The following is a 22,734-nucleotide window of genomic DNA, read 5'->3' on the forward strand; positions in this document are numbered from 1 at the left end:
ACTCACGGTTCAAGCATCCAAACACGGTTGAAAACGGGTGAAGACCGGAACAACAGTTCCGGTCTTCACCCGTATTCAACCCGCTGCTGTTCGACCAGCCATCAATCCCTAACGCTTCTTCTTTTTGGCCGCCGGCTTGCGTGCGCCGTCCTGGGCAGCCTTGGCCGGGTTTCCGGAGCGCCCCGACGACCTGCCTTCAACACGGGTCTGACTGGCGCCGTCTTCGCCCGGCGCGGTGTACTGCAGCTGGGCCGGCTTCTCCGGCGCTTCCAGTCCGGCAGCGTGGATTTGCGGCTCGTGGTGCTCCGTGTGCTCACCGGCACCGTCGGCCACGACGACGTCTTCGGCAGGAGTGACCTCGACCTCCAGGTTGAATAGGAAGCCGACGCTCTCCTCCCTAATGGCCTCCATCATGGCCTGGAACATGATGAACCCCTCGCGCTGGTATTCCACGAGCGGGTCGCGCTGTGCCATGGCGCGAAGGCCGATGCCTTCCTTCAGGTAGTCCATCTCGTAGAGATGCTCCTGCCACTTCCGGCCGATCACGGAAAGCACCACCCGGCGCTCCAGTTCGCGCATGCTCTCTGACCCGATGGCCTCTTCCCTGGCCTGATAGACCAGGCGCGCGTCGGAAAGAATCTCCTCCTTCAGGAAGTCCACCGTGATGCGGGACTTGCCGCCGGCCTCGTCGATGACGTCGTGGGAAGTCACGCTGACCGGGTACAGCGTCTTGAGGTTGGTCCAGAGCTGGTTGAAGTCCCAGTCGTCCCCGGTGCCTTCGGCCGTTGCTGCGTCGATGAGCGCGGTGATGGTGTCTTCAAGGAAGAACTGCACTTTCTCGTGCAGGTCATCGCCTTCGAGGATCCGGCGGCGGTCCCCGTAGATGGCTTCACGCTGGCGGTTGAGGACGTCGTCGTACTTCAGGACGTTCTTGCGCTGTTCCGCGTTGCGGCCTTCGACCTGGCCCTGGGCAGATGCGATGGCCCGCGAAACCAGCTTCGACTCCAGGGCAACGTCGTCAGGAACGGAACTGTTCATGAGCCGTTCCGCTGCGCCCGAATTGAACAAGCGCATCAGGTCATCCGTCAAGGAAAGGTAGAACCGCGACTCGCCCGGGTCGCCCTGGCGTCCTGAACGTCCGCGGAGCTGGTTGTCGATGCGGCGGGACTCGTGGCGTTCAGTACCGAGGACGTAGAGTCCGCCCAGGTCCAGGACTTCCTCGTGTTCGTCTTTGACCGCCTGCTTGGCCGCCTCGAACGCCGCAGGCCAGGCGGCCTCGTATTCTTCCGAGTTTTCTTCCGGATCCAGGCCTTTGGCTGCCAATTCAGCGACCGCGGTGAATTCAGCGTTTCCGCCGAGCATGATGTCCGTACCGCGACCGGCCATGTTGGTCGCAACCGTCACGGCACCCTTACGGCCGGCCTGCGCGACGATGGCCGCTTCACGGGCGTGGTTCTTCGCGTTCAGGACCTCGTGCCGGATGCCTTCCTTGGCCAGCAGCCGGGAGAGGTATTCGCTCTTCTCCACGCTGGTGGTACCCACCAGGACCGGCTGGCCCTTTTCGTGCCGCTCGGCGATGTCCCTAACGACGGCATCGAACTTGACCGCCTCGTTTTTGTAGACGAGGTCGGGCTGGTCAATGCGCTGCATGTCCCGGTTGGTGGGGATGGCCACCACGCCGAGCTTGTAGGTGCTCATGAACTCGGCAGCCTCGGTCTCGGCGGTACCGGTCATGCCGGAAAGCTTGTCGTACATGCGGAAGTAGTTCTGCAGCGTGACCGTGGCGAGGGTCTGGTTCTCCGCCTTGATCTCGACGCCTTCCTTGGCCTCGATCGCCTGGTGCATGCCTTCGTTATAGCGGCGGCCGGCAAGGATACGGCCGGTGTGCTCGTCGACGATCAGCACTTCGCCGTCGAGGATGACGTAGTCCTTGTCGCGCTTGAAGAGTTCCTTGGCCTTGATGGCGTTGTTAAGGAACCCGATCAGCGGCGTGTTGGCGGACTCGTAAAGATTGTGGATGCCGAGGTAGTCCTCGACCTTCTCGATGCCGGCCTCCAGGACACCGACCGTGCGCTTCTTTTCGTCGACTTCGTAATCCTGCTCGGGCTGCAGCCGCAGGACCACCTTCGCGAACTCGCTGTACCAGCGGTTGGTGTCCCCCTGGGCCGGACCGGAAATGATAAGCGGGGTACGGGCCTCATCGATGAGGATCGAGTCCACTTCGTCAACGATGGCGAAGTGGTGGCCGCGCTGGACGAGTTCCGTCTGGTCCCAGGCCATGTTGTCGCGCAGGTAGTCGAAGCCGAATTCGTTGTTCGTGCCATAGGTGATGTCCGCGGCGTACTGCTCACGGCGAACGGCGGGGTCCTGGTTGGACAGGATGCAGCCGCTGCTCAGTCCCAGGAAGCGGTAGACACGCCCCATGAGGTCGGACTGGTATTCGGCCAAGTAGTCGTTCACGGTGACGACGTGCACGCCCTTGCCGGCGAGCGCATTGAGGTAAGCCGGAGCGGTGGCCACGAGGGTCTTGCCTTCACCGGTCTTCATTTCAGCGATATTGCCTAGGTGCAGGGCAGCGCCACCCATCAACTGGACGTCGAAGTGACGCATTCCCAAGGTGCGGGAGGAAGCTTCGCGGACAGCGGCGAACGCCTCGGGCAGGAGGTCATCCAGCTTCTCGCCGTCCTGGTGGCGTTCCCGGAGCCGGTCGGTTTCTTCACGCAGTTCGGCGTCCGTGAAGGTCTTGAAAGAGCTCTCCAGGGCATTGATGGAATCGGCATAGTTCCTCAACTGCCTCAGGGTTTTTTTGTCACCCGTACGGAGAAGTTTTTCGATAAGTGATGCCACGTGAAGTTGCTCCCAGTCTCAAGCTGCCGAATTCTGGCCTGTTCAGTCTACGGGAGACACGCACGGCACGTTACGCCTGTTCCCTAAGAGCGGATAGCCCGCTTCCGCCAGCAGCTACGGCCGCGGCAAGAGCGGGCGCAAGGTCCCCGGAGGGCAGCACAACCACACGGTCAAGCCCCAGCCAGTCGGCCATGAGGTGCAGTTCCGCAGCAAGTTCGACGGCGGTGTCCGCCGGGGCGTCCGGCTCGGCGTGCGCCGCCCTCGCGAGGAGCAGCCCGGACGCCCTGTCAGCCTTGAGGTCGATCCTCGCCACGATGCCGTCCCGCAACAGGAACGGAAGCACGTAGTATCCGAAACGGCGTTTCGCCTCAGGGGTGTAGATCTCAATCCTGTAGTGGAATCCGAACAGCTCCTCCAGGCGCCGGCGCTCAAACACGAGCGAGTCGAAGGGGCTCAGAAGCGCCCGCCCGGTCGCCGTGCGAGGGAGCCTGGCGTCAGCATGCCGGTAAACCGGCCTGTCCCAGCCCCGGACGGATACGGGCTCGAGCGTGCCGTCCTCCACCAGATGCTGCACCGCGATGGCGGCCGCCTTCAGGGGCGTTCGGAAGTAGTCCGCGAAACAGCGGACGGTGCCGATGCCGTGGGCCCTGGCCGCGGCATCGATGAGCCGGTCCATAGCAGCCGCAGGATCAGCCTCCGCGCCTCCGCCGCCGTCGAACCCGGCATAGACCTTGGCGGTCAGCGCGTAGCGCCGTTCAAATTGTTCGGTCCGCGAGGCCGCGGAGACCAGGCCTTCCTCAAACAGATGTTCCAGGACCCTTTTGACGGTATTCCAGTTCCAGCCCCATTGGTCCCGCTGCCGGTCCTCCACGTGGCCCAGCCGGGCGGTAAGTTCCGCGGCGGTCAGGGGTTTTCCCTTTGCGAGTTCTTCGAGGACCTTCGCGGCCACTCCGGTACGGAGTTCCGGATCCATGCCTGAGGCGCCCACCCATTTGCGGTTCTGCCACAGCAGCAGGTCCGGGAAGTGGTCCGGCCGGATGAAGCTGGCTTCGTGTGCCCAGTACTCCGTCATCCTGCGCGGATGCGAGGAAGCCATCCGGTGGAGAATGGCGCGGTCGTAGTTTCCGAGCCGGGAAAAGAACGGCAGATAGTGGCTGCGGGCCACGACGTTTACGGAATCAATCTGGACCAGGTGGAGCCGGTCAAAGGTCCGGCCCACCGCCCGTGCAGTCACGGGTCCGGCGGGCCGTCCTTTGTCCAGTCCCTGGGCTGCCAGCGCGATCCGCCGTGCCTGGTTAAGGCTCAGCGATGCGCCCATGTCAGTCCTTCCGTTGGCTGGTCAACACCAGCTTAGGGGGACCCGCGGCTCAGGCGCGCGCGGGCTCGTCCTCCGAGCGGTAGGCAAGGATCTTCTCTTCCACGGCTGCTTCACCCGGTTCGCATGTCTGGTCCAGGCTGATGACGCCGTAGGTCCACCCGTCGCGGCGGTACACCACGGACGGTGCTTTCGTTTCCTTATCAACGAACAGGTAGAAGTCGTGCCCCACAAGCTCCATGTTGTCGACGGCGTCGTCGAGCGTGAGGGATGCCGCCGGGAACACCTTGCGGCGGATCAGGACCGGCGAATCCCCTGCAGGGATGTCGTTGTCGACGTCGTACGGCGACTTTTCGACCGGTGCGGCCTGGGGCTCCTGGTGGCTGCTCGCCTCCACGTACAGAGGCTCAGTGGCGCTTGCCGGCTCAAGGCTGGCGGTCGCTTCGGTGACGGACTTGGGGGTGTGCCGTCCGTGGTGGACCTTCTTGCGGTCCTTCGCCCGGCGCAGGCGCTCAAGAAGCTTGTTGTAAGCGAGATCGAACGCGGCGAACTTGTCGGCGGCGCTGGCCTCCGCACGGATAACGGGGCCCCGGCCCAAGACAGTCAGCTCAACCGTGAGCAAGTCTGCGGTCTGGCGGGCCTTGGTCTCCTTGGAGACCTTCGCGTCCACCCGTTGGACCTTGTCTCCCAGCGATGCGATCTTTGAGATCTTCTCGTCGGCGTATTCGCGGAAGCGGTCTGAAACCGTCAAATTCCGTCCGCTGATCATGAACTCCATGGTGCCCTCCAAATGACTTCGGTGACACGACGGCGACACTTCCCGGGGCCGATCTGACTGACAGTCGAGCCCCTTTCCGAGCCGCTATCGACAGGTACAACTGATCTTGGTACCCACAACCGACGTTAGTTCATCGCTACCCGTTATTCACCTTTTCTTCGTTTATTTTTTTCAAAGTCAGCCGCCCATCGCTGCTGTGGCGCCGGGAACGGTCGGTGGATCTCCGACGTCGGGCGGGCGTGTCGCTGCGAGTACAACGGCACCCACTACGACGCCTCCCGCCTGGTGGACCGCACGTGCTGCTTCCGCCAGCGTGGCTCCGGTGGTCAGCACGTCGTCCACGATGATGCAGGGGCGTCCACGGATGTCCGGGGCGAGGAGCGCCGGCCTGGCCCGCATGGATCCCCGGACCCGCTTGGCGCGGGCGCCCCGTCCCAGTCCTTTTTGGCCTCCGGCCATCGCGTGGGCCGGAACCAGCGTCTGGAGCCGCTCGGACAGGTCACCGTCAGCCCATGGCTTCTGTCCGAATCCTCTACCCTTGCGCAGTGCGTCGGCAGGACCCCCCGCTCCGAGGCTCCCGCCGCGGTCCAGATTCCGCAGCATGAGGTGCACGGGGCTGAATCCGCGCTTCCTGAATGCGCTGTTGGTGGTGGGAACGGGTACCAGGCAGTATCCCCGCATTGTTCCGGTTGCACTTTTGATGGCTCTTCCCAGCGCTTTGGACAACACCGACTCGAGGTGGCCCTGGCCATATTTCTTGAACGACAGCACAGCCTGCGCGAGCTCCTCGCGATAGACACCGGCGGCCACGACGGGAAGGATGACCGAACCGTTCACATCCATCAGGGCAGGGGCCTGTCCCTCGGCCCTAAACGGAGTCCGTGTGAGCCCGCGCAGCGCCCGTTCACAGGGGCCGCACAGCGTGAAGTCTTCCGTCCCACAGCAGACGCACTCCACGGGGGCGGCGAGGGCCAGGAGTTCGCGGATCGAGTCCGCTGCCCGGTCGGCTGCCCGCGGCCACCACTGCGTATAGTCGCTCCGGTGTTTTGCCGACGCCGGCGCGGACGGCTGGAGATCGGGGTCGGGGCTTCTCGTCACAGACCAAGCCTTCAGTGCGGGGTGTCCGGGCGCCAGCCCTCCCCCGTCTATGTGGGTCTGGTTCCTATGTGGATAAAGTCCCGCCCGGCGGGCACGCTTCGCGCAGGGCCGGCACCGGCGTCAGCCCGGAAATTCAGCCCGGGAATGACGGGTCCACAGGTCCCTTCAGCTGGGGCGACCAGCCGTTTCCGAGGCGCTGGAATATACCGTCAGCGGACTGCCCGAAGATTTCCTCGGGTCCGTTGCCTGCGCTGATCGCGGTGAGTCCGGGCCAAGGGGCCAGTGGCTGGGGCTGCGATGCTGCCAGGGACAGCAGTTCAGGGGTCACGTTGTCAGTGGCCGATGCTTTCATGACCGCTACTGTGGTGTCGCTGACCCAGACGCCCTGGTCCGGTTCCCGGTCCGTCAGGAGGGTTGTTGGGGCGGTCAGGTCACGGGGGGTTCCGTCCGCATTGCGGACGATGCCGGTCACCTGCACGCGGGTCTTCCCGTTCTGCTCGGAAATCACGAGTGCCCGCACCCCCTCGCGCGACACCCGGAACTCTTTGACGGTACGTCCGGCAAGCCAGGCAGGCGCAAGGGTTACGGTGGGCATGGCCGCGCCTTCCGCAACACCCGATGGGCGGTATGCCAGCACTTCTGTCGCCCCATTGGCGCCCGGCCCGGCAGTCCAGACCCAGTCCTGCTGCCCGAACGACGGGTGGGTGAGAGTGGTGCGGGTTGTCAGTGCCCGCGCTGGCTGGCCCGGCACGATCGAGTACAACGTGGTCCGGCTGCTGTTCAGGAACGCCACCGACTGCGATATGGGCGATTCGGCGGGGGACACCGGACCGAGGGCTCCCACGGACTGGATGTCCGGCAAGGGCGAAACGCGGTTGTTCTCGTACCGGACCAGTTGGCCGTCATTCACGGCAATCTGGCGGGCCGGGACGTTCTTGTCCCGGACGGGTGGAAGCACGGACCCGTTATCCTCCACGCGCACCAGGTCCTGGTTTGCCCGGAGTTCGACGTTGACGACGTCAGGCTGGCCACGGAAGGTGAGGGCCAGCTGGGTCTGCATCCTCAGCCTGTCCTCGCTGGAGGCCTCGACGAGTTCTTTAGCCGACAGGTCCACCTGGGCTGCCCCGGAGACCACCGGAACGGACTCCCGCGTCAGCTTCATTCCGGACGGGAAGGCGCTGACTACGGCTCCCTTGAGATACGGGGCTGGTCCGCTGAGCAGGGCGCTGGTCATAGCTTTGACCGTCTTCTTTTTGTTGAACCATCTGACGTCGGGCACCGCGTAGGTGAAGCCGGGGTCGTAGAAGTAGATGGGGTAGGCGCCGTAAATCACCTTGAATGTCTGCTCCGGGATGGCAATTCCGTCAGGGATCGCAGAGATGCGCCACTCACCGTCCACCTGGGTCAGCGTGACCGGAATGTTCTCCTTGGTGCCTTCGGGGAACTGTGTGGCAATCCCGTCCGCATCGACCGAATAGGCAACATCAAGTTCGTAGTTGAAGACGTTTTCCACTCCGGTCCGGACCACCCTGGTGGAACGGAACACCAGGGTGCGCTGGTCCGGTTTCCAGGCAACGGAGGCGGCCTGGGTCAGGTATTCCCTCGCAACGGCATAGTCATCCTCGTAGCCGCTGCCGGCGAGGTAGAAGTCTTCTATGACGGATTCCGGTCCGGCGCCTTCGCGCGGCGCCACCGGAAAGAAGACGGGCGCGTTGTTTGGCTTGCCGGCGCTCTCATCCGTGCTCTTTCCCACTGGCCCGGAACGGGGAATCTGCGCGCAGGAGGTCAACAGCAGGAGCAGAGCTGTCAACAGGGCAACGGCCAGGTTGACCAACCGTCGTCGGGTTCCGTTCATTTCGATTCTTCCCTGCCGGTAGCTGGCTTCAGTCCCCGCGAGCCGGCCGACGGCCCTGCCGGCTCCTCCGGACCCGGCCGATCTGACTCTGTTGGACCGGCTGGCCCTGCGACCGTGTCGACGCCTGCGACCGTGTCAACGCCTGCGTCCTCCGGCAATGCAGTGCTTCCCAGGAGCAGCATAGTGCCCTCCCCCGATCCGCCGGGCAATTCGACGTCGGCAGGTTCCAGCTGCAGCGGCGATTTGGCGATGGCCTCGCCCTGCCTGAGCGGAAGCGTCAGCCTGAAGTTTGACCCTGTTCCCTTACTGCCCCAGGCCTGAAGCCATCCGTTGTGGAGCTTCGTATCCTCCGCGGCAATGGACAGACCCAGCCCGCTGCCGCCCGTGGTGCGTGCCCGGGCGGGGTCCGCCCGCCAGAAACGGTCGAAGACCCGTGCCGCCTCGGACTGCGTCATGCCGATGCCGTGGTCGCGGACAGCGACGGCAACGGCGGTATCGTTCGCAGCCACGGAAATATTGACCGGTTTGCCTTCGCTGTGTTCCAGCGCGTTGAGCACGAGGTTGCGGAGAATCCGCTCGATCCGCCGGTCGTCCATCTCCACCACGATGCTCTCATCCCGGGAATTGATGGTGACCTGCGAACCGTATTCCGCCGCGACGGGCGCTGCGTCTTCGACGACCTTCGCCAGGAGCTGCAGGATATCGGTGGGTTCGGCGTCGAGCATGGCCACGCCGGCGTCGAAGCGGGAAATCTCCAGGAGGTCGGCCAGGAGGGACTGGAAGCGCTCCACCTGGTTGTAGAGCAGCTCGGCGGAACGCTTGTTGATGGGATCGAAGTCATGCCGTGCGTCGTACAGCACTTCGGCGGCCATCCGCACCGTGGTGAGGGGCGTGCGGAGTTCGTGGGACACGTCGGAGACAAAGCGCTGCTGCATCTGGGACAGCGTTGCCAGCTGGGTGATCTGTTCCTGGAGGCTGGCAGCCATGTGGTTGAACGATGCGCCCAGCCGTGCCACCTCGTCCTCGCCTTTGACCACCATCCGCTCCTGCAGCTGCCCTGCCGCCAGTTTTTCCGAGACCACCGCGGCATGGCTGACCGGGCTGACCACGTTCCGGGTCACGTACCAGGCGATGGCACCGATGATCAGAACCAGTACCGCCCCGCCGGCGAGCAGGACATTCTGAATCTCGTCCAGGGTTTTCTGCGCGGTGTTCAGGTCGTAGATGAGGTACAGCTCGTACACAGTCCCGTTGAAGGTGACCTTGTTGCCGACGGCGATGCCCGGCCGGTCTTCGGTACCCACCGGGAACTCCGTCGATGCCCAGTACTGGTCCTTGCCGGACTCCTGAACTGCCTTCCGCAACTCGGGCGGAATGACACTGACCGTGAGCTGGTCCGAGGCCCGCGATTCCACCCAGCGGTTGCGTGGCTTCGTCTGTTCCGGCATCGCCTCAAACACATATCGCCGCTGGATGACCGATCCGCGCCCTTCAACGGCATTCAGGGTGTCGTACACCAGCGTTATCACACTGGACTGGTCGGTGACCTGGGCGCCGTCAAAAGTGTCCTGGACCTGCTTGACGTTGTAAAGCGTCTCCGACTCGGCCTGCGTCAGCCGTTCCTGGAAGAGGTTGTTGGCGATCTGGTTGGACAGGTAGGCACCCACCACGGCAAACGAGCCGATCGAGAGCAGCAGGGTGGTGAGGACTGTGCGGAACTGCAGGGACCGGCGCCAGCGACGGTGCAGGGCCCGCAGCAGGAACCGGACACCGGGCAGCAGGCGGACCAGTCCGGTCCGGACAAGCCGAGCAACCCGAAGCCCCACGATCCGGGCGCGGCGAAGCCAAATACGTGTTCGGAACGGCAAGCCCGAAAGCACGCCGGCCATGGCGTCCGTATGCTCCGGAGCGCTGTGGCCGTGGGCGTGTTCCGTTTTGTGGGGGCGGGCTACCTCCGGCTCATTGCCGGTTTCGCCGCTGGACGGTTCAGGAACCTGCTTTGTAGCCGACACCACGGACCGTCAAAACTACTTCGGGGGCTTCGGGGTCCCGCTCGATCTTCGACCTCAGCCGCTGAACGTGGACGTTCACGAGCCGTGTGTCTGCGGCATGCCGGTATCCCCAGACCTGCTCCAGAAGCAGCTCGCGGGTGAAGACCTGCCACGGCTTGCGCGCAAGGGCAACAAGCAGGTCGAATTCGAGGGGCGTCAGCGAGATCCGCTCGTCATTGCGGCTCACCAGATGGCCGGCCACGTCGATGGTGATGTCGGCAATGCGCAGTGTTTCAGGTGCTTTTTGGTCCCCGGGCCGGAGCCTGGCCCTGACGCGGGCCACCAGTTCCGCCGGTTTGAACGGTTTCGGAACGTAGTCGTCAGCGCCCGATTCCAGACCGCGGACAACGTCCGAGGTATCCGACTTGGCGGTCAGCATGACGATGGGTGAATCAGACTCGGCGCGGATCTGCCGGCACACTTCAATGCCGTCCGCACCAGGGAGCATGAGGTCAAGCAGCACAAGATCCGGTTTTGAGGAACGGAAGACTTCCAGCGCCTGCCCGCCATCCGCGCAAAAGACCGGCTCGAAGCCGTCGTTGCGCAAGACAATCCCGATCATCTCGGCCAGCGCCTCATCATCGTCCACTACCAGAATGCGTGCCTTCATAGTTATATATTCGCCTATTGAATGGGCTTTGTCCCGTTGAGGGCCCACACGGCATGGCGCGGGCACCGCCGGACGGGACGTGGTCCGGAAAGCGGATCGCCGCCACAACGGGAAGAATCAGCCCGAAGCTATGAGGCATGCAGGCAAAACTATAGGCTGGGAGCGGGCCGGACGGTGCAGCACACCTCAGGCACGGAGCGCCCGGCTGAAGTCCTGGCCGGTCGGCTCGCGGACAGCGTCTTTTGGGGAGGAACAGGTTGTCAGAGCAGGATCCGAACGCGCAGTCCCGGGAGGGCCAGGCGCAGCCGGCGCAACCACTCCCTTGGGACGCGCCTCCGCAGTGGAATGCGCCTCCGCCGGGCTACGGCGGACAGCCACAGTGGAATGCGCCGCCGCCGGCCTACGGCGGACAGCCACAGTGGAGCACGCCCAACCCCGGACCACAGCCGGGGTACTCCCAGCCGGCATATGTTGCCCCGCCAAAGCCGGGCATTGTGCCTCTTCGGCCGCTGCTGTTCGGGGAAATCCTCGACGGCGCGTTCCAGACCATCAGGCGGAACGCGGCGGCGATGCTGGGGGCGGCACTGCTGGCACAGACCCTCGCCACCGTCGTCGGGGAGGTCGTCGCGGCCGAGACCGAATCGGGGGGAGAGTCGATCGGCCTGTGGCTGACAGGCATGGCTCCCCCCGAAGTGGCCAACCTTGGCGGAGGCCCCCTCATCGGCGCTGCCTTCCTGGGACTGGTCTCGTTCTTTATCTCCGTTGTACTTCAGGGTGTGATGGTAGTTCCGGTGGCCCGTTCGGTCCTCAACCAGCGCACCGGCTTCAAGAAGATGTGGACGTTGTCACGGTCCAGGATCGGCGCGCTGCTCGCGCTGGGCGGGCTGCAGATCCTGGCTGGCGTGGCACTGGGCGTCGTGCTGCTGGGCGGGGCCTTCCTGCTGGCAACAGCCATGGGCGGAATGTCTGCGCTGATAATCGTCCCCCTGTTCCTCGGCAGCATGGTGGCCGTATTGCTGATCTCCATCCGGCTGCTCTTGACGCCGGCAGCGATCGTGGTCGAGGAACAAGGCGTTCTTGACGGCCTGCGAAGGTCCTGGCAGCTCACCCGGCACAACTGGTGGCGGATCTTCGGCATCGTACTGGTCATTTCCCTCCTGATCGGCATCATCAGCCAGATTGTCCTGGTCCCCATCAGTCTTGCTTCCGGCGGCTTCTCCTCCGTCATCGCACCCCACGGCGGCGACGACGCGCAGCGCGCCCTGTCCGCGGGCCTCGGCATCGCGACGATCATTGTCACAGCCGTTATCGGTGCCGTCGGCTACGCGTTCCAAACCTCAGTGATGGGCCTTTTGTACATGGACCTCCGGATGCGCAAGGAAGGCCTGGACCTCGCGCTTCAGCGGCAGCTCGAGTCAGGAAACGACGACGACGACGGGGTTCCCGGGCGCGGCGTCGCACCGGAGTCTCACTCGGCGGGGCGCCCTCCCCACGGCGGCTGGGCTCAGTCCCCCTACGGCCCCCCACCCGGCTACAACCCGCCACCGCCTTACGGCGCACCGCCAAGCTACGGCCCCCCACCGGGCTACAACCCGCCACCCGGCTACAACCCGCCACCGGGTGCCGGATGAGCCGGCCTGGCATTGTCGAGGCGGCATCGCACGCGGTGTCCGCAGCGGGCCCGGCCCTGCGTTCGCCATTCGGCCACGCGCGGGCCGAGGCTCCCGTGGAGCCGGACAGGCAGGAGGCCAGCCGGTGGGCCGTCGAGGAGCTCTCAAAGCCTGTTTACCGGGATGCGCAGCCTGACTGGCTAACAGACCTCTGGCGGCGGTTCGCTGAATGGTTGCGATCCCTTGGCAGCGGCGACCCCGCAATGGACAGCGGGCTCGCGGTACCCGCCATCGGAGTGACGATCCTGGTCCTCATCGCTGTGGCCATCCTCCTCGCGCGCCCACGGCTGAACGCCCGCCGCCGGCGCACGGACGGTGACGATGTCGACGCCGATCCTTCCGTCAGCCCGGCCGAATACCGGCGGCTCGCGGCAGCCGCTGCAGCGCGCTCCGAGTGGCGCACCGCCGTCGTCGAACAGTTCCGTGCCATCGTCCGGGCCACGGAGGACCGCGCCATTATCGACCCATTGCCGGGCCGGACGGCGGATGAGGTCGCCGGCCAGCTTGCCGGCGCCTTCGGCGGCCATGCCCCTGAGCTGCGGCGCGCCGCCCGCGTCTTCGACGGAATCAGATACGGCAGCGCCGACGCTACAGCCAGGGACCACGCAGGCATGGTGGCGCTGGATCAGCTTCTGGAAACTGCCAAACCCGACTATGGCCGGCCCGCCGCAGACAATGTGGCGCTGCCGCGATGACGCCCGTCCTGGAGACGGACCGGCCCGCATCCGCCGCTCCCGGAGCCGGCAGCGGCCGCCGCACCCTCATGGCTTGGATCCGCCAACACCGTACCTGGACCCTTCTTATCCTGGTGTTTTCCCTTGGAGTGGGGCTAACAATCCTGGCCCAGCAATCGCCCCGCAGCGACGGCCTTCCCCTGTCTGCGCGCAACCCTTCTCCCGACGGGGCCAGGGCAGCAGCCCAAATACTGTCCAGCCGTGGCGTTGACGTCCGCCAGACCGACAACTTCGAAGCAACGATGTCCGCGCTGGACAGCACGTCGCAGGCGTCGGAAGCCGGCAGCGGCTCCGGGCCCACATTGCTCCTGTACGACCGAAACGGCTACCTCGACGCCGTGCAGCTGCAGGCGTTGCAGCGGGCGGCAGACCGGATGGTGGTGATTACTCCCCGCCTGAGCACGCTCAGCGCCCTCGACGGCGGCATCCGCCCCGCCGGCGTCGTGCCGGCGGGAATGCCGACCCTGGACCCGGGCTGTGAGCTGGATGATCCCGCCGCCGCCGGCGCGGTGACGGCGGACTCCGCATACCTTTATAGGGCCAATCATGTCTGCTACGAGCCCGTGGAAGGCCTGGGCGGCCTGTATGCCAGCAGCGACGACGGCCGGCTGGCGGTGCTCGGCAGCACGCAAATCATCAGCAACCGCCTGCTCGATGAACACGGCAACGCCGCTTTGACGCTCAGGACGCTAGGGGCCTCGGACACACTGGTCTGGTACCTGCCCGGCCTGGCGGACGTCACAACAGCGGACAAGCCGAAGACACTGGATGAACTCGCCCCGCCGTGGGTTGCCTTCCTTGGCCCGTGGCTTGCCCTGGTGGCATTGCTGGCCATGGCCTGGCGGGGAAGGCGGCTGGGGCCCCTGGTCTTCGAACCGCTGCCCGTGGTGGTTAAGGCAGTGGAAACGGCCGAAGGCCGGGCCCGGCTCTACCATGACGCCCACGCCGTGGACCGGGCGGCCGACAATCTCAGGGCCGGTGCCCTGGTCCGGCTCGCCCGGGTCCTCCGGCTGGGACCGGACGCCGGGTCAGCGGCAGTTGTCGGCGCCGTCGCCCGTCATCTGGGGCGCACTCCCGAAGACACGGCCGGCATCCTTGAGGCCCGTCCCCGGGCGGAGACCGCGCTGGTCCACTGGGCCCAGGAACTTGAATCACTAGAGGAAGAGGTAACTGCCCGATGAGTGAGCAGACCAACGGTTTCACGCACGGCGCCCCCGGCGGGCCCGCCCTGGCAACCGCCGGGGCCGGGCCCGGCACCGATCCCGTCCGCCAGGCCCTGCTCGACGTGCGGCACGAGGTGGCCAAAGCTGTGGTCGGCCAGGAAGCCACCGTCACGGGGCTGCTCATCGCATTACTGTGCCGCGGGCATGTCCTGCTGGAAGGAGTTCCGGGGGTGGCCAAGACCCTGCTGGTCCGCACGCTTTCCGCAGCCCTGAGCCTGGACACCAAGCGCGTGCAGTTCACTCCCGACCTGATGCCCGGTGATATTACCGGTTCGCTGGTCTTCGACTCCCGGACCTCTGAGTTCAGCTTCCGTGAGGGCCCCGTCTTCACGAACATCCTCCTGGCCGACGAGATCAACAGGACGCCGCCGAAGACGCAGGCCTCCCTGTTGGAGGCCATGGAGGAACGCCAGGTGTCGGCGGACGGCACCTCACGACCGCTTCCGGTTCCGTTCATCGTGGCGGCCACGCAGAACCCCGTGGAGTACGAGGGCACCTATCCCCTGCCTGAGGCCCAGCTTGACCGTTTCCTCCTGAAGCTTGCCATGCCGTTGCCGGGGCGGGCCGACGAGATCGAGGTCATCCGCAGGCATGCGGCCGGCTTCGACTCCAGGAACCTGGCGGCTGCCGGTGTGCGCGCGGTGGCGGGTGCGGTCGAACTGGAACAGGCACGCCAGGCGGTGGCTGCCGTGGAGGTGGCCCCTGAGGTTGCCGCCTACATCGTCGATATCGCCAGGGCCACGCGCGCCGCGCCGTCCTTCCAGCTCGGCGTGTCTCCGCGCGGCGCGACAGCCCTGCTGAGTGCCGCCCGCGCGTGGGCCTGGCTCTCCGGGCGGCAGTTCGTCACCCCGGACGACGTGAAGGCGCTGGCACTCCCCTGCCTGCGCCACCGCGTAGCCCTGCAGCCGGAAGCGCAGATGGACGGCGTGCACGTTGACGGTGTCCTCAACAGCATCCTGGCTACCGTTCCCGTGCCCCGCTGACGCCATGGCCATCTCCGGACGGTTCGTCCTACTGGCGCTGGCCGGGCTGGTGCCGGTGATGCTGTTCCCCGGCTGGGGCACGGTGCTGCTGGTCTGCCTGGCCCTGCTCGCTTTCCTGCTGCTGGATCTCGCCATGGCAGCGTCCCTCCGAAAGGTGACGCTGGACCGCACCCTGCCGGCAAACGTCACGCTCACAGGCAGCACCGAGTCCGTCCTGACCGTCGGGAACACCGGTTCGCGTCCGCTCCGGGCGTTGGTGCGGGACGCCTGGCAACCGTCTGCAGGCGCGCAGAATCCCCGCCAGCAGGTGGACGTTCCGGCCGGCGAGCGGCGGCGCATGAAGGTCCTGCTGAAGCCTGCCCGGCGCGGCGACCTCGCGGCACCGCATGTGACCCTCCGCGCCTTTGGTCCGCTGCGGCTGGCCGCCCGGCAGCGGACACTTCCGTGTCCGGGCTCCGTCCGGGTGCTGCCGCCGTTCCACTCGCGACGCCACCTTCCCTCCAAGCTCCGTAAGCTGCGCGAGCTGGACGGAAAGGCGGCGGTCCAGATCAGGGGTGCCGGCACCGAGTTCGATTCCCTCCGCGACTACGTCCGTGGTGACGACGTGCGCTCCATTGACTGGCGCGCCACGGCGCGGCGGTCCGCCGTCGTCGTCCGTACCTGGCGTCCCGAACGTGACCGGCGCGTGGTGATCATGCTCGATACCTCCCGTACCGCGGCTGCGAGGATCGACGACGAACCCCGCCTTGACACCGGCATCGAGGCGGCGCTGCTGCTGGCCGTGCTCGCCGAACGCGGCGGTGACCGCGTGGACTTCTTCGCCTTTGACCGGCGGACCAGGGGACGGGCCGGGTCCGCCTCGAAAGGGAACCTGTTGGGGCAGCTGGTGCAGGCCATGGCGCCCTTGGAACCCGAGCTCATCGAGCTGGACTGGGGCCAGATCCCCGGCCAGGTCCGGCAGATTTCCGCACACCGCTCACTGGTGGTGCTGCTGACCCCGCTGGACGGCGGCGCGCCGGAAGAAGGACTGCTGCCGATGGCCGCGCAGTTGGCGCAGCAGCACGTTGTGGTGGTTGCCTCCGTGCGGGATCCCATGCTGGGCACGATGCGGAAGGAACGGACGACGGCGGCACAGGTGTTCCGCGCGGCAGCGGCCGAACGGGCCCTGCTGGAACGCGAAGCCGTGGCCATCCAGCTGCGCCAGATGGGCGTGGAAGTGGTGGACGCCGAACCCCACCAGCTGCCGCCCGCACTCGCGGACGCCTACATCCGGCTCAAGGCGGCAGGAAGACTATGACCCATGCGTCGAAAACCAGGAGGATACCGTGAACACACCCATCTATGAACGTGCCCTGGGCAGTGACTTCGCCCGCCTGCAGCCCGAGCTCCAGGAGTACTTCTCGCTCGCTCCCGGCTCCGGGCGCTACGGCGTCGGAGAAGGCGTGTTCGACGTCGTCGGGTGCCGGCAGGCGTGGCTCCGTCCACTGCTGCGGCTGACCGCCGGGGAGGAAGCGTTCTTCCCGGAGTACGGCGAACGTATTCCCTTCCGGATCGAAAACCACGCGCACCTCGACCCGTTCGGCCGATCAAGCCTCACCGCCCGGCGCGAGATCCACTTTCCCGGCGGCACGCGGTTGTTCCACGACACCACCAGCTTTGACGACTCCCGAAGCACTCCGGGTCTGGTGGATTACGTGGGCCGCTACCGGCGCCTGGTCACCGACCTCAACCTCAGCGTGACTGCCGAGGGCAGGCTCCGCGGCGTCTCCGAAGCGTCCCGGCTGTTCCTGGGCCCGCTGCGCATCCCGCTGCCGGCGGCACTGGATGCCAAGGCCTACGCGGAGCAGTGGTGGGAACCGGCAGAGGGCCCGCAGGGAAAGCACCGTATCCAGGTCAAAGTGATCCAGCCGCAGCTGGGACTCGTGCTGGTCTATGCCGGGAGCTTCGACTACCGGCTCCGCGCCTACCCCGGAGGGGCCACGGGCGCGGGCCATCTCCCGGGTTACGCCCGCCCGGACAGGTGGGAGAGCCGGGTCTAGCCGAGCGCCAGCTGGTTGAGCCCGTCCGCCACCTGGGTGAGGCGGGCCAGGACGGCCGTGGCGGAGGACGGCGTGTGCCCGGAAAGCCCCTCGGACGGCGTCACCCGGATCGAACCGAGCGAGGAAGCTGGCAGACCCAGCTGGCGCCAGGGCCGCCACACGTTCTCCACGGCTTCCTGGACACGCGGCAGGGCGTTAGCGGTACGGTTGGCCGGCAGCACGCCGGCCCACAAGCTCTTCCCGGCCTCGACCGCGCCCGCCAGCTGTTCCCATTGACGGGATGTGAGGGCCTTGAGCGGCACTGCGATCCCGTCAGCGCCTGCGGAGAGAATGCGTTCGAAGGGCGCCTCGATTTCAGCAACCGCTATGACCGTTTCGGCGGCACCGGCGGCCCTGAGCGCATCGATGAGCAGACGCCACGACTCTGTGACTTCCTGGCCCGGCACGGCCCGCAACGTCCGGTAGCCGCTGGCAGTGGGAATCGTGCCGCCGAGGACGGCAGCGATGTCAGGTTCATCGATCTGGACCACCAGCCGCGCCCCGGGAACAGCCGTCCCGACCCTGGCCAGGAAATCCCCCATGCCGGCTGCCAGCGATTCGGCAATGTCGCGTCTGGCACCGTAGTCGAGCAGGGCCCGTTCGCCGTTGTGGAGGTGAAGGCCGGCGGCCAGGCTGAGCGGACCGCGCAGTTGGACCTTGAAATCTGCTGACGGAGTGTCTTCTGTTCCGGCGATGTCGGCAAGGACGTTGATGTCCGTGGACAGCGCCGACCTGGCCCGCATGAGGTCCTTCCCCGGACGATCCACGATCCGCCATCCGTAAGGCTGGACGTCCACGCTAAAGTCCACCAGGAGCGAGGCTGTCCTGCCGAGCGCATCCGACCCGACGCCGCGGTCCGGGAGCTCCACGAGGAACGGCAAGTGCGGGCTGCCGAGTTCGCCGCGGACTATCCGGGTGGCTTCCAGCGGATCTTCACCGGGCCACGGTCCCAGGGCTGTGGCAGTTACCTGTGATTCCGGCATGGCCTAGGCGTCGACAGCGGCGGAGGGGGCAGGCGAGGAAAGCAGCGGCCGGCCCGCAGCCGTTCCGTTGTTCTCCGCAGCCTGGTGATCTTCCGCAATGGCCTCGTGATGCCGGATGACCTCCCCGATGATGAAGTTCAGGAACTTCTCAGCGAACGCCGGATCCAGGTGAGCTTCCTCGGCAAGGCGCCGCAGCCGTGCAATCTGCGCGGTCTCCCGGCCGGGGTCGCCGGCGGGGAGTTTGTGCGCCGCCTTCAGGAAGCCCACTTTCTGCGTGGCCTTGAACCGCTCGGCCAGGAGAAAGACAAGGGTGGCGTCGATGTTGTCGATGCTGGACCGGATAGACAGCAGTTCAGCCATGACCGATTGGTCCACCTGTCCGGCCAGTGAGCTGGCTGAGGGGTCGTAGGAGTCGGTGTCTGGATGATCTCGGTTCTGCTCGGTCATGCTTCCAGTCTATGGGCACCCCGCCAATTCCCCGTGGCTGTTAAGCGTCGGTGCAACGTTGCCCGGGGGCGGGACCGGGGACGCAAATGCCCGCCGTCCTGAACGGACGGCGGGCATTTTCGCCGCGGAATGGAACTAGCCGGCGAGCAGCGAACGGTTCGCTTCCCGGCGCCTGGCCTGTTCGTCCGGGTCAGGCACGGGCAGCGAGGCGATGAGCCGGCGCGTGTAGTCGTGCTGCGGGTTGCCCATCACCTGGGTGCCAAGCCCCTGTTCCACGAGCTTGCCCTTGTAGAGCACACCCACCCAATGGGACAGGATGTCCACCACCGCGAGGTCGTGGCTGATGAACAGCGCGGCGAACCCGAACTCGGACTGGATGTCCTTGAACAGCTCCAGCACCACAGCCTGGACGGAAACGTCCAGCGCCGAGGTGGGCTCGTCGGCAATCAGCAGCTTCGGGTTCAGGATGAGGGCCCTTGCCAGTGACGCCCGCTGGCGCTGCCCGCCGGAGAGTTCGTGCGGGAACCGGTCAGCGTACGACGCCGGCAACTGCACCGATTCGAGCAGCTCACCCACGCGTTTCCTCGCCTGGGCGGGCGTGGGATTGCTGTGGATGATGAGCGGCTCGGCAACGCAGTCACCGATGGTCAGTTGCGGGTTGAAGGAGGCCGCCGGATCCTGGAACACGAAGCCGATCTCCTTGCGGAGGGGCTTGAACGTCCGCTCTTTGAGGTTCAGCATCTCGTAGCCCAGCACCTTCAGGCTGCCGCCGGTGGTGCGGTTGAGACCGGCGATGGCACGACCGATGGTGGTCTTGCCGGATCCCGATTCACCGACCAGGCCGAAGACTTCTCCCTCGGACAGCGTAAAGCTCACGCCGTCCACGGCCTTGAACGCGGGGGTGCCCAGCCTGCCGGGGTATTCAATGGTCAGGCCCTTGGCTTCCACCAGGACTTTGCCGCCCTGGTGGGCCCGCGCAGTCATGCCCTCGGAAGCGGAGTTCCTGCCCAAGTGCGGCACGGCAGCCAGAAGCTTCCGCGTGTACTCCTGCTTCGGCTCAGCGAACAGCACTTTGGCGGTTGCCTCCTCGACGACGTCGCCCTGGTACATCACCACCACTCGGTCGGCAAGGTCGGCTACGACCCCCATGTTGTGGGTGATGAGCACGATCGAGGTGCCGTATGTGTCCCGCAGGTCCCTGAGCAGCTGGAGGATTTCAGCCTGGACCGTAACGTCCAAGGCTGTTGTGGGTTCATCGGCGACGATCAGCCCCGGGTTGAGTGCAAGTGCGGCCGCGATGACGACACGTTGCTTCTGGCCTCCGGAAAACTGGTGGGGATAGTAGTCCACACGGTTTTCCGGGTCCGGGATGCCCACTTTCCGGAGGGCCTCGATGGCCCGGGATTTGGCTTCCTTGGCCGACACCTTGCCGCCCTTGCCGTGCGCGTGGGCACGGATGCCTTCAGCGATCTGCCACCCCACGGTGAAGACAGGGTTCAGCGCCGTGGACGGTTCCTGGAAGACCATGGCTACGTCCCGGCCGCGGATCTGCCGCAACTTGGAAGCGCTGACACTGATGACGTTGTTCCCGTTGATCAGAACTGCACCGGAGCTGATGGCGGTCTCCGGGAGGAGGCCGAGGATGGTTTTGGCGGTGACGGTCTTGCCGGAGCCTGACTCGCCGACGATCGCCACCACTTCGCCCGGATTGACCTCCAGGCTGACGTCCTTGACTGCATAGACGTCCCCGGCATCGGTGGCGAAAGTGACCTTCAGGTGGGCGATATCCAGAACCGGGCCCGTGCCGTGCTTGTCGATGTTGGTGGTCATGAACTGCTCACTTCTGCTTGGATTCCTGCCTGCGCGGCCAGGTTCGAATCAGGCCCGCCCTTGCCGGAAGCGGCCTTCTTGCGTCCGCGCAGCCGCGGATCGTTGAGGTCGTTGATGCTCTCACCCATGAGGGTGAGGCCGACGACGGTCAGCACCATGGCAAGGCCCGGGAACACGCCCGTCCACCAGATACCGGACGTCGTGTCGGCCAGCGCCTGCTTCAGGTCGAAGCCCCATTCGGCGGCCGAGCTGGGTTCGATGCCAAAGCCCAGGAAGCCCAGGCCTGCCATCGTGAGGATTGCTTCGGAGGCATTCAGCGTGAAGATCAGCGGCAGGGTGCGCGTGGCGTTCTTATAGATGTGCTTGCTCATGATCCGGATGTTCGAGGCACCCACTACCTTGGCGGATTCCACGAAGGGTTCGGCCTTGAGGCGGATGGTCTCGGACCGGATCACCCGGAAGTACTGAGGAATGAAGACCACGGTGATGGAGATTGCCGCGGCCATGATGCCGCCCAGCAGGCTGGACTGGCCGCCGCTGATGACGATTGCCATGACGATTGCGACCAGCAGCGAGGGGAAGGCATAGATGGCGTCCGCGATGACAACGAGGATCCGGTCCAGCCAGCCGCCGATGTAGCCGCTGACGAGTCCCAGGATGACGCCGATGAAGATCGACATCAGGACAGCCACAACGATCACCATGATGGCCGTCTGCGTTCCCCAGATAACCCGGGACAAAACGTCATAGCCGCCCACCGTGGTCCCCAGCAGGTGCTTTCCGCCGGGTGCCTGCTGGGCGGGGAAGTTGCCGTCGGCGTCCGAGAGTTGGGCGTACCCGTAGGGAGCCAGGAGCGGCGCGAAAATGGCCGTCAGCACAAAGATGCTCGTCAGGACGAGTCCTGCCACCAGCATTCCGCGCTGCAGGCCCACGCTTTTGTTGAAGTGCGAGATGACCGGCAGCCGGCGAAGGAGCGAAGCGCGGGGATCGGCAGTGGGTTCAACAGTTGTAGGGGTGCTCATGTCAGTACCTCACGCGGGGGTCGATCAGCGCGGCAACAATGTCCACGATGAAGTTGGTGACGGCCACGATGACGGCGAGGAGGACCACGATGCCCTGGACCGCAACGAAGTCGCGTGCCGTGAGGTAGGTGGCCAGCTGGAAGCCCAGCCCTTTCCATTCGAAGGTTGTTTCCGTCAGTACGGCGCCTCCGAGCATCACGGCGATTTGCAGGCCCATTACCGTGATGATGGGGATCAGCGCAGGCTTGTAGGCGTGCTTGGTGACCAGCCGGAATTCGCTGACTCCGCGGGAGCGCCCGGCCTCCACGTAGTCCCGGCCCAGGGTTCCGATCACGTTGGTGCGGACCAGCCGGAGGAAGATGCCTGCCGTCAGCAGGCCCAGGGCGACGGCCGGCAGGACCGCGTGCGCCATGACGTCACCCAGTGCTGCCATGTTGCCGCTGCGGATGGCATCCAGCCAGTAGATGCCTGTCGGCGACTGCAGGGAGGTGAGCTGAAGTTCGCTGGAGGTCTTGGCGCGGCCGGCCACGGGGAGCCACCCGAGCCACACGGCGAACGTGAGTTTCAGGAGCATGCCGGCGAAGAACACGGGCGTACCGTAGCAGACGATGGCGAAAACGCGCAGGACGGCGTCCGGGGCGTGGTCCCTCCGGTAGGCGGCAACCATTCCCAGCGGAATGCCCACCAGCAGGGCCACGAGCAACGCGTTGATGGTCAGTTCCAGAGTGGCTGAGCCGTAGGTGGCCAGCATCTCTGTGACCTGGCGGTTGTCCGAGAGGGTGGTGCCGAAGTTGCCTGTGGCCAGTTGTCCCAGGTACTCGAAGTACTGCACGAGGATCGGACGGTCATAGCCTGCCGCGGTGATCCGCTCCGCCAGCTGCTCCGGCGGCAGCCTGCCGCCCATGGCCGCCGTGATGGGATCGCCCGTGATGCGCATCAGGAAGAACACCAGTGTCACGAGGATGAAAATTGTAGGAAAGATCAGCAGGAACCTGATCAGGATGTATTGGCCCAGTCCCCCGCCGGACGACTTCTTTTTTGACGGCAGCAGGCCGTCGGCGTCGGTTGGCGGCGCCTCAATCAGTGTTGTCATTGGTACCTAAATGTGTGCTTCCGGCGGCTTCGTGGGCCCCGGAATCTGTTGCCCTGCTCCAGCACGAAAGGCGGGACGCCGCACGGGCGCCCCGCCTCTTCGGCTGGCCAGGACCGG

The 22,734-nt window shown here is 65.7% G+C and carries 18 protein-coding genes; 6 read left to right on the forward strand and 12 right to left on the reverse strand.

Features of this window, described 5'->3' with window-relative positions:
* Positions 1-108: 108 nt before the first annotated feature.
* From secA to mtrA, 7 genes are all read right to left on the reverse strand, one after another.
* Positions 109-2,847 (reverse strand): preprotein translocase subunit SecA, encoded by a 2,739-nt coding sequence (secA, locus tag AC1MDG_RS13655; protein WP_043482635.1) that lies wholly within the window; start codon positions 2,845-2,847, stop codon positions 109-111.
* 70 nt (positions 2,848-2,917) lie between these two features.
* A complete protein-coding gene (locus tag AC1MDG_RS13660) occupies positions 2,918-4,165 on the reverse strand; it encodes a winged helix-turn-helix domain-containing protein (RefSeq protein WP_479804452.1) in 1,248 nt (415 codons plus the stop codon).
* Between the two features lie 49 nt (positions 4,166-4,214).
* Complete coding sequence (gene hpf / locus AC1MDG_RS13665; protein ID WP_043482637.1) at positions 4,215-4,940, reverse strand: ribosome hibernation-promoting factor, HPF/YfiA family; 726 nt, start codon at positions 4,938-4,940, stop codon at positions 4,215-4,217.
* 177 nt (positions 4,941-5,117) lie between these two features.
* Positions 5,118-6,038, reverse strand: coding sequence for a ComF family protein (locus AC1MDG_RS13670; protein ID WP_479804454.1), 921 nt, complete (start codon positions 6,036-6,038; stop codon positions 5,118-5,120).
* Positions 6,039-6,171: 133 nt separating this feature from the next.
* Positions 6,172-7,893 carry an LpqB family beta-propeller domain-containing protein gene (locus tag AC1MDG_RS13675; protein WP_479804456.1) on the reverse strand — a complete coding sequence of 574 codons (1,722 nt, stop codon included), beginning with the start codon at positions 7,891-7,893 and terminating at the stop codon, positions 6,172-6,174.
* On the reverse strand, positions 7,890-9,782 hold the full coding sequence (mtrB, locus tag AC1MDG_RS13680) for an MtrAB system histidine kinase MtrB (protein WP_479809104.1): 1,893 nt from the start codon (positions 9,780-9,782) through the stop codon (positions 7,890-7,892). The genes AC1MDG_RS13675 and mtrB overlap by 4 nt, the downstream gene beginning before the upstream one ends.
* 97 nt (positions 9,783-9,879) lie before the next feature.
* Positions 9,880-10,554: an MtrAB system response regulator MtrA gene (gene mtrA, locus AC1MDG_RS13685; RefSeq protein ID WP_043482640.1), complete on the reverse strand. Its 675-nt coding sequence runs from the start codon at positions 10,552-10,554 to the stop codon at positions 9,880-9,882.
* Positions 10,555-10,811: 257 nt separating this feature from the next.
* On the opposite strand from mtrA, the gene AC1MDG_RS13690 reads away from it, so the two are divergent.
* Genes AC1MDG_RS13690 through AC1MDG_RS13715 form a run of 6 tightly spaced genes read left to right on the forward strand, consistent with a single transcriptional unit; the run spans position 10,812 to position 17,203 of the window.
* Entirely contained in the window at positions 10,812-12,185 is a 1,374-nt protein-coding gene (locus tag AC1MDG_RS13690) for a DUF7847 domain-containing protein (protein WP_479804459.1), read from the forward strand.
* Positions 12,182-12,919 carry a DUF4129 domain-containing protein gene (locus AC1MDG_RS13695; protein ID WP_479804461.1) on the forward strand — a complete coding sequence of 246 codons (738 nt, stop codon included), beginning with the start codon at positions 12,182-12,184 and terminating at the stop codon, positions 12,917-12,919. The genes AC1MDG_RS13690 and AC1MDG_RS13695 overlap by 4 nt, the downstream gene beginning before the upstream one ends.
* Positions 12,916-14,139 carry a DUF4350 domain-containing protein gene (locus tag AC1MDG_RS13700; protein WP_479804463.1) on the forward strand — a complete coding sequence of 408 codons (1,224 nt, stop codon included), beginning with the start codon at positions 12,916-12,918 and terminating at the stop codon, positions 14,137-14,139. Before AC1MDG_RS13695 ends, AC1MDG_RS13700 begins: the two co-directional genes overlap by 4 nt.
* Positions 14,136-15,164: an AAA family ATPase gene (locus AC1MDG_RS13705; protein ID WP_479804465.1), complete on the forward strand. Its 1,029-nt coding sequence runs from the start codon at positions 14,136-14,138 to the stop codon at positions 15,162-15,164. Before AC1MDG_RS13700 ends, AC1MDG_RS13705 begins: the two co-directional genes overlap by 4 nt.
* A gap of 4 nt (positions 15,165-15,168) precedes the next feature.
* The gene (locus AC1MDG_RS13710) at positions 15,169-16,461 is read left to right on the forward strand and encodes a DUF58 domain-containing protein (protein WP_479804467.1); all 1,293 of its coding nucleotides are present in this window, start codon (positions 15,169-15,171) and stop codon (positions 16,459-16,461) included.
* Between the two features lie 28 nt (positions 16,462-16,489).
* Positions 16,490-17,203: a DUF4166 domain-containing protein gene (locus AC1MDG_RS13715; RefSeq protein ID WP_479804469.1), complete on the forward strand. Its 714-nt coding sequence runs from the start codon at positions 16,490-16,492 to the stop codon at positions 17,201-17,203.
* On the opposite strand, the gene AC1MDG_RS13720 is transcribed toward AC1MDG_RS13715, so the two are convergent.
* From AC1MDG_RS13720 to AC1MDG_RS13740, 5 genes are all read right to left on the reverse strand, one after another.
* The gene (locus AC1MDG_RS13720; RefSeq protein ID WP_479804471.1) at positions 17,200-18,225 is read right to left on the reverse strand and encodes a uroporphyrinogen decarboxylase/cobalamine-independent methonine synthase family protein; all 1,026 of its coding nucleotides are present in this window, start codon (positions 18,223-18,225) and stop codon (positions 17,200-17,202) included. The genes AC1MDG_RS13715 and AC1MDG_RS13720 overlap by 4 nt on opposite strands.
* Positions 18,226-18,228: 3 nt before the next feature.
* The gene (locus AC1MDG_RS13725; RefSeq protein ID WP_479804473.1) at positions 18,229-18,672 is read right to left on the reverse strand and encodes a chorismate mutase; all 444 of its coding nucleotides are present in this window, start codon (positions 18,670-18,672) and stop codon (positions 18,229-18,231) included.
* 135 nt (positions 18,673-18,807) lie between these two features.
* Entirely contained in the window at positions 18,808-20,502 is a 1,695-nt protein-coding gene (locus tag AC1MDG_RS13730; RefSeq protein WP_479804475.1) for an ABC transporter ATP-binding protein, read from the reverse strand.
* Complete coding sequence (locus tag AC1MDG_RS13735) at positions 20,499-21,524, reverse strand: ABC transporter permease (RefSeq protein WP_479804477.1); 1,026 nt, start codon at positions 21,522-21,524, stop codon at positions 20,499-20,501. Before AC1MDG_RS13735 ends, AC1MDG_RS13730 begins: the two co-directional genes overlap by 4 nt.
* Before the next feature lies 1 nt (position 21,525).
* Positions 21,526-22,617, reverse strand: coding sequence for an ABC transporter permease (locus AC1MDG_RS13740; RefSeq protein WP_479804478.1), 1,092 nt, complete (start codon positions 22,615-22,617; stop codon positions 21,526-21,528).
* Positions 22,618-22,734: the final 117 nt, after the last annotated feature.

The organism is Arthrobacter sp. AIWTK1, from assembly GCF_056680535.1.

Excerpts from the sequence above, each read along its gene's own strand:
- AC1MDG_RS13730 (WP_479804475.1), bottom strand. The coding sequence starts at position 20,502 with ATGACCACCAACATCGACAAGCACGGCACGGGCCCGGTTCTGGATATC.
- AC1MDG_RS13675 (WP_479804456.1), bottom strand. The coding sequence starts at position 7,893 with ATGAACGGAACCCGACGACGGTTGGTCAACCTGGCCGTTGCCCTGTTG.
- mtrA (WP_043482640.1), bottom strand. The coding sequence starts at position 10,554 with ATGAAGGCACGCATTCTGGTAGTGGACGATGATGAGGCGCTGGCCGAG.
- AC1MDG_RS13660 (WP_479804452.1), bottom strand. The coding sequence starts at position 4,165 with ATGGGCGCATCGCTGAGCCTTAACCAGGCACGGCGGATCGCGCTGGCA.
- mtrB (WP_479809104.1), bottom strand. The coding sequence starts at position 9,782 with ATGGCCGGCGTGCTTTCGGGCTTGCCGTTCCGAACACGTATTTGGCTT.
- hpf (WP_043482637.1), bottom strand. The coding sequence starts at position 4,940 with ATGGAGTTCATGATCAGCGGACGGAATTTGACGGTTTCAGACCGCTTC.
- AC1MDG_RS13710 (WP_479804467.1), top strand. The coding sequence starts at position 15,169 with ATGGCCATCTCCGGACGGTTCGTCCTACTGGCGCTGGCCGGGCTGGTG.
- AC1MDG_RS13725 (WP_479804473.1), bottom strand. The coding sequence starts at position 18,672 with ATGACCGAGCAGAACCGAGATCATCCAGACACCGACTCCTACGACCCC.
- AC1MDG_RS13720 (WP_479804471.1), bottom strand. The coding sequence starts at position 18,225 with ATGCCGGAATCACAGGTAACTGCCACAGCCCTGGGACCGTGGCCCGGT.
- AC1MDG_RS13695 (WP_479804461.1), top strand. The coding sequence starts at position 12,182 with ATGAGCCGGCCTGGCATTGTCGAGGCGGCATCGCACGCGGTGTCCGCA.
- AC1MDG_RS13735 (WP_479804477.1), bottom strand. The coding sequence starts at position 21,524 with ATGAGCACCCCTACAACTGTTGAACCCACTGCCGATCCCCGCGCTTCG.
- AC1MDG_RS13705 (WP_479804465.1), top strand. The coding sequence starts at position 14,136 with ATGAGTGAGCAGACCAACGGTTTCACGCACGGCGCCCCCGGCGGGCCC.
- AC1MDG_RS13700 (WP_479804463.1), top strand. The coding sequence starts at position 12,916 with ATGACGCCCGTCCTGGAGACGGACCGGCCCGCATCCGCCGCTCCCGGA.
- AC1MDG_RS13740 (WP_479804478.1), bottom strand. The coding sequence starts at position 22,617 with ATGACAACACTGATTGAGGCGCCGCCAACCGACGCCGACGGCCTGCTG.